Genomic DNA, 6,481 nt, shown 5'->3' on the forward strand with positions numbered 1-6,481 from the left:
GGATTAGGGGGTAGGGGCTAGAACGTACTCCTTGCCATAAATATAAACAAGCAAGGGACTGGCGTTTCAGGCAATGGTAATTAGAATTAGGAGTTACCCCAGTCCCCAATCATCAGTCCCCAATCACCAGTCCCCAATCACCAGTCCTTATTCCCTACTCCCTACTCCCTATACCCTAAAAAGAACTAGGCACGAGGTTCAAGTCGAGCATAGAACAAACCGCGAATTTTAACCTCTTCAGGTTCTTTCGCACCCAAATCCGTATCTGAAGGCTGTTCGCTCTCGAAAGTACCACCAATTTCACCAGTCACATTATCTACTTTTGCTACTTGCAAAGAGATTTTACCTTTTAACACATCAGTTCTCTTGACGTTAGCGTTTACCAGTTCTCGATCGTCTGCTTGAGCTGGAAGAGCTACGGCGTTATCATAACCGCTAGCAACACCGCGACCTTTGGGGTCGAGGAAAGTAGCACCACGATAAGAGGGGACTTTAAAAGTACCTTCAAAGTCAGTGGAAGTATTGATGCTAGTTAAGCCCGGTTGTGATTGAGCAACCAAACCTTTAACGGTGAATAAGAAGGGTATGCTTTCACCACCAGGAAGTTTAACAGTGGCGGCTTGGAAGTCAAAACCATCTTTTTCTATAAAGGTAAGGCTACCATCGGAATTGACGTTCAGATCTCCCGAAATTTGGTCAAGAGAGTAAGTGCGGCGAGTTAACAGTTTGCCACCAACATATTCCGCTTTTTGCCGTTTATTAAGTGGCTCTTCTTTTATGAAGAATTGGGTTGGTTCCAGGCAAAGTTCTTTTATGGTGTAAGCCCCATTAGGATCGATAGGAATCGAGCCACGACTTGTTTCTGCCAGCTGCGGGCATTTGTTAGCCAAACCAGTTCCTCTAATTTGGTCATAGGTTAGGTAGTCTGTACCAGAACTCGTTGGTTCACTACAAGCAGTTAAAAAGCCCATGCATAAAGCCAAGATTGCCACAATTAAAGCGCGAAACCTCATGGTTAACCTCAATGTAAAAAATTATTAATTATGTAGTAAAACCGATAGCTAAATGTGCTTAACGTTTAGCTTTCTTTGATCTGGGGAAAAATCCCAAATAGCCCACACACAACATCTTGACAAGATGTGTGGTTGTAGGATAACAGAAAAATCCACAGTTTTACATACAGCCCATTGTTCTATGGGTAATTAGCGAATCATCAGCCAGATCATACGATTTTTTTTAACTCAAAATCAAAGCGTTTTAATATTCAACTACAATGCTGGGATCGAGCAAAGGGCAGTAGGTAGGGCTGTGCTGCACGTTATGTGTTATGCGGCTACTCTATCAGAAGACTGAGGGCACAGAGCTGAGGGCAAAAAGCAGCTATGCTAAAGGCAAAGGTTACTTGTAGATTTTGTCACCTATTTTGAACGAGTCGTTAACACCCACTAGCAACATAATGTGTGTAAAATTTGTCAAGTTTCCCTCAGAGAACGGTACTATAAAAGGAAAGCGAGAGGGTGAAAGCGATTCTCGCTCTATAGATTTATAGTCGAAGTCAACCACCTGCGGTAAATTGATTTTAAATCAAAGGTTGGCAGGTTTTCCAACAGAGGTTTCAATGAGTCACAACGGCAAAGCAACGGAGTCAGTCAATTTGTCAGCTAACTTGTCTGCCCAACTGCAAGCGATCGCATCTGCTGTCAGCAATGCGGTGCAGGCTTCTCAAGGAGACACTATTGCCCTTTTAGCCTTACTGCGACAGCTCGAGCAGTTACACCAAGAAATTCGGGAAGGAGCTTTCCAGCAAAGTTTACCTGATAACCGTCAAGCACTCTATTCCCTGCTGCGTAATATTGAGTCTGAGGGTGGATGGCCTTACATAGAGCGGATGAAATTGCAAACCTTTCTAAAACACTTAGAACAAGAACTAACCGTTAGCAATAATAATGACGGACTTGCAGTAGAAAGTGAAACTTCTTTAGGGAGTAGGGAGTAGGGATAATAGAAAGAAATTACAAACTCTTCCCTAACCCCTAACCCCTAACCCCTACTCCCAATTACTCAACTGTTACAATAACAACGGTGATATTGTCGTGTCCGCCATGCTCTTTGGCTGATTCAATGAGGGAGTAGGCGGCTTTATCTACTACAGGGTTTTCTTGGAGGAAAGAACTAATCGTTTGGTCGGCAAGTTCTTCTGTGAGTCCATCGCTGCATAATAGGAGGCGATCGCCTGTTTGAATATCTACTTGCTTGATATCAACTTGATTAAGGTCTTCACGCCCCAAACAGCGCGATAAAACGTGACGGAAGGGATGGATGCGAGCTTCTTCTAAAGTAATATCGCCCATTTTCAGAGCGCGTGCTACCCAGGTGTGATCTTCGGTGATTTGTTCCAATTGAGAGTTACGGAAGCGGTACAGCCGGGAGTCCCCAACATGAGCGCACCAAGGTAACTCCTTATTGCGAAACAGGATGGCTACAACGGTTGTTCCCATATCAGCCCGTTCTGGATGATTTTGCTGGTCGAGCAAAATTGCTTCATTCGCTTTTAACAAAGCCTCTTCTAGTAATTGTTCGGAAGATTTAGAAGCGTTCCAATTTGCCGTTAAATAAGTTTGAATTTCTTGTGTAGCAATGCGACTTGCTTGCTCGCCTCCAGCATGACCACCCATACCATCAGCGACTATAAAAAAGCGGTCTTCTGGGTCAATGTAGTAAGCATCTTGGTTATTAGAACGAATAAGTCCTGGGTCACTTTTCCCAGTAGAGTTAATTTTCATATAGTCTCTACAAAATTTAATACATACGGTCATAGCGGTCGAGGCGCATGAGCAGTCGAATCAACAGCCACGAAACAGCAGCCGCGATTAAACCAGCAAGCGCAGCCAACCATACATAGTCTTTCAACAATAAAATAGCAGCTGAAAGGGTAAAACCACTCACAATAACAGCATAAGTCATTCCCAGCTGAACATTTGTTTGGCGGCGCAGTAATCTCTCAGTTTCTAAAGACCGAACTCGCAGCCGTACATCACCCCGTTCTAGTTTTTCTAGTGTATCTTCGAGCCGACGCGGTAGACCTAGTGCCGTACTGCTGACTTGAACTGCTTGACGGCTCAATTCATTGAGAAAGCTATTGCCTTCTGTACCATTCATATCGGTCATAAACTGCATTGCATATGGTTTTGCTACTTCCATAAAGTTAAATTCAGGATCTAACCCCTTACCTACACCTTCAAGAGTCGAGAAAGCTCGCATGACGAAAGTGAAGGTAGCAGGAAATCTAAATGGCTGATTATATGCTATTTCGTACAAATCGTCACTAATAGCAGCCACGGATTGATTTTCAAAAGGCTTATCCATAAAATTGTCCAGCATATACTGAACGGAGCGGCGCACTGGTCCCATATCTTCTACGGGAGCAAGAGCACCCAAATTTATGAGAGATTTAACAACGCGATCGCCATCTTTTGAGGCAATCCCAAACAGGGTTTCCATTAGCCCTTCACGTATATTACTTTTTATACGTCCCATCATCCCAAAATCATAGAAAATGAGAGCACCCATTGGGCTAACAGCAATATTTCCTGGGTGAGGGTCTGCATGGAAAAATCCATTATTTAGCAATTGATGTAGGTAAGCTTCCGCACCGTGACGGGCGATTTCCTTCCGATCTAAACCTGCTGCCTCAATCGCTTCATACTGACTAATTTTGATACCAGGAAGGTATTCTAAAGTGACAACACGAGAAGAGGTATAACGCCAGTAAACTCGCGGTACCTTCACCCACTCAATATCACGAAAATTGCGACGAAACGTATCGGCATTGCGACCTTCATTGAGATAATCAATTTCTTCCCAAAGAATGCGACAACACTCCTCATAAATACCCATCCAATCGCGACCGCGTCCCCAGTCTGGATGGTTTTGAAAATAACGTGCGATTCCCTTAAGAATTTGTAAATCTATTTCAAATAATTTCTTAAGACCCGGTCGCTGCACTTTAACAACAACGGCTTCCCCCGAATGCAGGGTAGCTTTGTGAACTTGACCCAAGCTAGCAGCTGCCAGAGGAATTGGTTCAAAACTCTGAAAGAGGTCGGGAATTTTCTTACCCATCTCTTGCTCGATAATCGCTTCTACCTGTTCATAGCTAAAAGCGGGTACTCTGTCTTGTAGCTTAGACAGTTCTTCGACATATTCAACTGGGAATATATCAGAACGAGTAGAGAAAAGTTGTCCAACCTTAATAAAAGTTGGTCCCAAATCCAAAAGAGTATTGCGAATCCATACTGCTTGAGCCTTTCGCCTTGCGGTTTTCTTAGCTTCCGTCACACCACCTGGATAACTCCAAGACTTGTTGTAACGCCAAAGCTTGAACAAAAAAGTCAAGACAAAAGACCAAATATCCACAAAGCGCCGTCTGCGAGAGTAATTTTCCCGATTCCAACGGTATGCCTTATCCGAATAACCTTTTTCCATATGTTTTGCTTACCGCTGGTCACTAGTCATTGGTCATTTGTCATTGGTCAAGTGTCATTAGCCATTAGCCATTAGCCATTAGCCATTAGCCATTAGCATTACTTTGATTGCGATATTGATGCAACTCAGCTCGAAGTGTGGCAATTTCTGCTCGCAAGTCATCGATCGCGGCTTGTGTGTCAACTGGAGCTGAACTAGTTCCAGAGTAAACTGAAGAAGTTGAAGTAGCACCAGCTGCAGCAGATGCCCGGTTTGCCCGTTCTAGGACTTCTTCTGTAAACTCGCGCATTTGCTCCCTGAGTTCGGCATCCCATTTACCGAGTTCGCTTAAAGCATCAGTAACGGCGAACTCCAATTTTTCGCTGAGGACGTCAGCAACTGCTCTTCCAACAAAAAAAGCTTGCACTAGGGGGTTACTCATAAATTTTTGTTACGCTCATCCGCTAAAGAATTATAACTTGCTCGCTTACCCTAGTGCTTCTGCTTGAGTACTGGACTTTTGATAGAAACCAGCACCTAAAGAAAACAAAGGTTATAAAAGGTATATGGGATAGCGAGCCGCATCTGCCACCAGTGTTGATTTGAGGCTCATTTGACTTTGTTTAGAGGAATTGGCGATGCTAGAAGTAGGACAAATATTACAAACTCGCTATCAACTCAAAGAGAACCTGGGGCAAAATGCAGGTCGTCAAACTTGGCTGGCTGAAGATTTAACCAAACAGCCAAGCGAAGGTGTCATTGTAAAACTGCTGACATTTGGCGACCAAGTGCAGTGGGAAAGTCTGAGACTCTTTGAACGAGAAGCTGTTATTCTCAAGCAATTAGACCATCCCCGAATTCCCAAATATCGGGATTATTTTTCCATTGACGATCGCATTTTGTGGTTTGGTCTAGTTCAGGATTACATACCTGGTTCTTCCTTAAAGGAGTTGCTGACTCAAGGGCAGAAATTTTCGGAAAAGCAAATTCGCCAAATTGCCACAGATATTTTAAATATCTTGGTGTATTTACACGAACTTAACCCAGCCGTGCTTCACCGAGATATCAAACCCAGTAACTTAATTTTGGGGGAAGACAAGCGAATTTATCTCGTTGACTTTGGTGCTGTACAAGATCGAGCGATTACTGAAAGAGCCACTTTTACTGTGATTGGGACTTATGGTTATGCACCAATGGAACAGTTTGGTGGTCGAGCCGTTCCTGCGAGCGATCTTTACGCTTTAGGGGCTAGTTTAATTCATTTACTGACAGGAGTACAACCAGCCGATTTACCACAACGAAAGATGCGGATTCAGTTTAGCGATCGCCTCAGCATAAATCCCTCTTTAGTCAGATGGATTGAAACTCTTACAGAACCCGATGTAGAAGAGCGATTTAGCACGGCTCGTCAAGCTCTAAAAGCACTTGATGCACCTCAAAATTCTAAAAACTATCTCCCTGTTCACAAGCCATACAACAGCCGAATTCAAATTAAAAAATCTTTACATCAACTCAACATCAAACTTCCCAAACGAGGATTGAGAGCTTTAGATTTTGTTGGTTTAACACTGGGATTATTTGCATCATCTTTATTTGCGGGATTATTTAGTTTGGGAACAGGTTTAGCACCATTGATTTGGTTAGCAGGCTCAGTGCTTTCCCTAGGTTACCTGGTTGCTCCTTTAAGTGAAACCAAGGTTAACTTCCAAAGAGATTCCTTTGCCATTACATGGAGTGTTTTGGGTAAGCCTTACCGACAGCTTCATGGGAAAACACTAGACATACACAATGTTTATGTTTACATTTATCAATCCAAAGGAGGAGAAGATTCTTCAGAAATCATGAAAATTATCATCGCAGCAGGTGAAAATAAATATAAATTTGGCGATTTCAATTTTCAAACTAGTGAACCAGAATGCCTTTGGTTAGTTCAAGAGATAAAAGATTGGCTGGGACTGAGATGAATGATGAATGATGAATGATGAATGATGAATGATGAATGATGAATGATGAATGA

Annotated in this window: 6 protein-coding genes; 2 read left to right on the forward strand and 4 right to left on the reverse strand. The window is 43.0% G+C overall.

Going from position 1 to position 6,481, the window contains the following annotated elements; translation table 11 throughout:
• Window positions 1-185: 185 nt before the first annotated feature.
• Window positions 186-1,013, reverse strand: a complete 828-nt coding sequence (locus F7734_RS60000) for a photosystem II manganese-stabilizing polypeptide (protein ID WP_155753638.1) — start codon at window positions 1,011-1,013, stop codon at window positions 186-188.
• Window positions 1,014-1,618: 605 nt separating this feature from the next.
• Here F7734_RS60000 and F7734_RS60005 point away from each other — a divergent pair.
• Complete coding sequence (locus tag F7734_RS60005; protein ID WP_155753639.1) at window positions 1,619-1,996, forward strand: hypothetical protein; 378 nt, start codon at window positions 1,619-1,621, stop codon at window positions 1,994-1,996.
• Between the two features lie 61 nt (window positions 1,997-2,057).
• Here the strand turns inward: F7734_RS60005 and F7734_RS60010 are convergent, their stop codons facing one another.
• The 3 genes from F7734_RS60010 to F7734_RS60020 form a co-directional block, all read right to left on the reverse strand.
• Window positions 2,058-2,783 carry a Stp1/IreP family PP2C-type Ser/Thr phosphatase gene (locus tag F7734_RS60010; protein ID WP_155753640.1) on the reverse strand — a complete coding sequence of 242 codons (726 nt, stop codon included), beginning with the start codon at window positions 2,781-2,783 and terminating at the stop codon, window positions 2,058-2,060.
• Between the two features lie 16 nt (window positions 2,784-2,799).
• Window positions 2,800-4,485: an AarF/ABC1/UbiB kinase family protein gene (locus F7734_RS60015; protein WP_155753641.1), complete on the reverse strand. Its 1,686-nt coding sequence runs from the start codon at window positions 4,483-4,485 to the stop codon at window positions 2,800-2,802.
• An 85-nt stretch (window positions 4,486-4,570) separates the two neighbouring features.
• On the reverse strand, window positions 4,571-4,906 hold the full coding sequence (locus F7734_RS60020; RefSeq protein WP_155753642.1) for a DUF6825 family protein: 336 nt from the start codon (window positions 4,904-4,906) through the stop codon (window positions 4,571-4,573).
• Window positions 4,907-5,102: 196 nt separating this feature from the next.
• Here F7734_RS60020 and F7734_RS60025 point away from each other — a divergent pair, with 196 nt between their 5' ends.
• Window positions 5,103-6,428 (forward strand): serine/threonine-protein kinase, encoded by a 1,326-nt coding sequence (locus F7734_RS60025; protein ID WP_155753643.1) that lies wholly within the window; start codon window positions 5,103-5,105, stop codon window positions 6,426-6,428.
• Window positions 6,429-6,481 lie beyond the last annotated feature (53 nt).

The sequence above is a fragment of the Scytonema sp. UIC 10036 genome, from assembly GCF_009725235.1.

Coding starts and splice junctions, on each gene's coding strand:
- F7734_RS60000 (WP_155753638.1), bottom strand. CDS start 1,013: ATGAGGTTTCGCGCTTTAATTGTGGCAATCTTGGCTTTATGCATGGGC.
- F7734_RS60005 (WP_155753639.1), top strand. CDS start 1,619: ATGAGTCACAACGGCAAAGCAACGGAGTCAGTCAATTTGTCAGCTAAC.
- F7734_RS60010 (WP_155753640.1), bottom strand. CDS start 2,783: ATGAAAATTAACTCTACTGGGAAAAGTGACCCAGGACTTATTCGTTCT.
- F7734_RS60015 (WP_155753641.1), bottom strand. CDS start 4,485: ATGGAAAAAGGTTATTCGGATAAGGCATACCGTTGGAATCGGGAAAAT.
- F7734_RS60020 (WP_155753642.1), bottom strand. CDS start 4,906: ATGAGTAACCCCCTAGTGCAAGCTTTTTTTGTTGGAAGAGCAGTTGCT.
- F7734_RS60025 (WP_155753643.1), top strand. CDS start 5,103: ATGCTAGAAGTAGGACAAATATTACAAACTCGCTATCAACTCAAAGAG.